Below are 3,516 nucleotides of genomic sequence, written 5' to 3' on the forward strand. Positions count from 1 at the left end.
AAGTAATAAGAGTCTCCGGTGTAGTATAGCTGGTATAATTGGTCTGTACCGAAGTATTATTCATTGGCGGAACTCCAAGGTTCGAAGAGGTAACTGTTACATTCGAAATATGGTCATTTGTACCGGTTCCTGTCATTTGACAGTAAGTTAATGGAGGTGTTGTGAATGTTACTATTGACGAGTAAGATCCTGTAGAACCGTTACAAGTGGTAGAAACCTGAACATTATAATTAGTCTGTTCTGTAAGACCGGTAATTCCATAGAAGTTCTGACCTGCAGGGACTGTAGCGGTTTGCCACACTCCACCCGGAGCAACTCTCCATCTGATATTATAAGTAGCTCCTGTAGTAGCAACCCATGAAATATTGACTGATGTAGGCGTAAGATCTGTAATAGTGATATTGGACGGTGCGGTATTGGTACATGGCTGCATATCAATCAATTTCACCGCGTAATCTTCTACTTCCCCATTAGTGAAAGTTCCACAGGCACCAGGTGAACTTAAATCTCTCAATACTACCCTCATACGTGTTGTAAGCGGACCTGAATAAGCGGTCGCAGGAACTGTAAATGTATTGGCTACGGGAGTCGTTGTATTATTAGCTTCGTTCAGGATTCTTTCAGTCGTTTCAAAAGTTCCGTTTTTATTAAAATCGATCCATACACTTACTGCTTTACTGCTCAAAGCCGCAGGCCAGGATTTTGAAACAGAAATGTTATTATTATTTGTTCCTCTTATCAAAGTAATTAATTTTGCTGCATCAATCGAATAATCTGTGTAATTATTAGCTCCCGAATCATTACTCATGGTATAAGAGTTCACCGGAGTCACCTTTACATTTGAAATATATCCCAGACTTGTACTACTGGAAGAAGCTGTACAATATGGAGTCATAAAAACTGTGGCCGGAGAAAAACTGCCTGTAACTCCTAAACATACATTCGCTATACGAACTTCATAATATGTTCCTGCTGTTAAGCCTGTAAGGGTCAATGTATTTGTGATGGGTGCAGGGGTATAGGTAGTCCAGCTGGCAGTTCCTGCTACGCGATACTGAAAAATATAAGTCGCATTGAATGAAGCATTCCAGGTTATTGTTGCAGCAGTCTGTGTTATGGCAGACACCGTCACTCCTCCCGGAGGATTAGTAGTACAAATTGGTAATGTATCAATGACTGCTGTTCCTATTGCATAAAATACATTATTGATCGCACTCACTCTAATTTTGGCTGTTCCACCTACTGTTAAAGGGAAAGAGCTGAAATCCAGAGATTGGCTTCCATCATTAGGTGTTGAAGCTGCAACAACATTCCATGTTAATCCATTATCAGTAGTAAAATCTATTTTTACATTTGCTGTGTTATAAGGAGCTGTATTGGTATTCGCTATATCCCAGGTTACATTGGTAGGACCGTTATTATAAATCGTGGTAGCATTTACTTTAAATGGGCCATCGTTTCCTACAATAATAGTCTGTGTTGCGCTCTGAGTCTGCTGCTGGCTAGCAAGCGGGCTATTGTCTCTTACCGTTACAGCAAATTTTGTAGTTCTTGGCACAGTAGATACAGCTTCCCAAAGATTATTAGAGTTATTGAGAGCACCTGCCAATACTGAAGACAGCCTTGGAAAATAACGGGTGGGGCTTGTGGACGGCATCAAAGACCTAAATGAAGCTCCTTCATCCGTATTTCCCAGGTTACCACTATTAATAGATACTGTCATAAGGTCCACTTCTTCCCATGCATAGCTCAACGGGTCATTTTCAGGATCTGTGGCAGATGCTGTCAAAACAAAAGCTGTACCTTTAGGGATGTTGTAAGTAGGCAAAGGTGTTATAACCGGAGGATTATTTGTTGCGGATACCTCAACATCACATGTTTTAGCGGACAGATTAGCCTGAACCTGATCAATGGTCCCTTTAAAAAAATACGCATCACTATTCTGCTGTATATCAAATGTAGTCCCGGCTGGAGGTGCCTGATTGGCATTGGCAACACCGGCATACGCCATAATTGTTGTCCCTGAACCCGGTTCCATTTGCACCGGCGCTCCTTGATTTTGATAGGAGAACGTATGATTTCCTCCTAATTGATGCCCCATTTCATGAGCTACAAAATCAATATCAAAAGTATCACCTTGTGGAACACCATTGGAAGGTGAAGTAATTCCTGCCCCCTTCCCATTAGGAACAGCAGTAGTAGGATCAACACAAACACAACCTATACAACCGGCATTTCCACCACCTCCTGAGGCACCAAACAAATGTCCTATATCATAATTTGCATTTCCTACATTAGCTGTTAAAGTTTGTTGTAGTTCCGTATTCCATGAACTCGGGACACCTGCACCCGGAACAACGGTTGCATAGGGATCTGTAGCAGGGTTGGTATAAATTACATTTGGGTAATTTTGCAGATTAAGATGAAGTGCAAAATCTTTTTCAAAAACTCCATTTACACGGGTTAAAGTTGCGTTAATTGCAGTTAAAGCACCTGCAACTGTTCCGCCATGAAACTGCGTATATTCACCTGTAACTGACATTGCCAGCCTCATGGTTCTGTATTTTTTATCTGAGGATCTTGCAAAATCACCAGGTTGATTAGTAAAAGATGATCCTTTCTGATAAAGTGTTTCTATTTCATGCTGATCTGCTTTTGTTTCTTCAGTTGAACATGTAAAACCATTTTTATTTCCTTTTGTCTTTGGATGAACACTGTAAATGGTTTTAGCAGCATTTGCGGGCTCAATAAATTCATAGCCGCCCTCTTTAATGATCATAGACTGAAAATCATTGGGAGCAAGACTGAATCTCACATATTTTGAGGGATCATCTACCCCTACCCCAACATAAGAACCTAGCTGATAGCGATCTGCTAATTCCTTCACTACAACCGGAAAACTATAAACAGAAAACTTTTCCAACCTTCCATTTAATGTAGGTAAAAATATAACGATAGGTTTTGCATTTTTTCCCGTCTCCTGTGCTTTTGTTAATTGAGATTTTAACAATGCGATATCTAAAGAATAATAGTCCTGTGCTGATGAGCTGTTTTTAAGTCTTTTCTCACCTGATGCAGTTGTCCATTGAGATTGAACGATTGCAAACAAACAAAAGAAAAAGAAAGAAGTAAAAATTCTTTTCATAATTTGTTTAAATTTTATATTAATCTCACAAAACTAAACTGTTTTTTATCAAAAAACAATCGGAAAATCAATTTTATTGAAAAATAAATAATAAAAAAACATTAAAATTTAAAATATAAACAATTATCAAACATTTATATTAAATTTTAAACATTCACTCCTTAGGGGAAATAATTTCACAAAAAAATAAGCCCCCATTTCCGGAGGCTTATTCTATTTGAAATTTAAATAACTTATTCTTTGATAAATTTCTTTTGGGTAGTATTACCGTTGTCATCGATGTCAATTACATAAACACCGTTAATCAATCTGCTTACATTGATCTGGTTGTTGAGTAGGATACCGTCTGCGATAACCTGTCCTGCAGCATT

2 protein-coding genes are annotated in these 3,516 nt (G+C 38.6%); both read right to left on the bottom strand.

The window, feature by feature from the left end:
• Window positions 1-3,145 (bottom strand): reprolysin-like metallopeptidase (locus LIV57_RS22785; RefSeq protein WP_227944439.1); only part of this gene is annotated, 3,145 nt, incomplete at its 3' end.
• A gap of 233 nt (window positions 3,146-3,378) precedes the next feature.
• Window positions 3,379-3,516, bottom strand: a 138-nt coding sequence (locus LIV57_RS23005) for a T9SS type A sorting domain-containing protein (protein ID WP_227944440.1), incomplete at its 5' end; no start/stop codon positions are given.

The organism is Chryseobacterium sp. X308, assembly GCF_020733145.1.
In the GTDB taxonomy this organism is placed as follows: Bacteria; Bacteroidota; Bacteroidia; order Flavobacteriales; family Weeksellaceae; genus Chryseobacterium; species Chryseobacterium cupriresistens.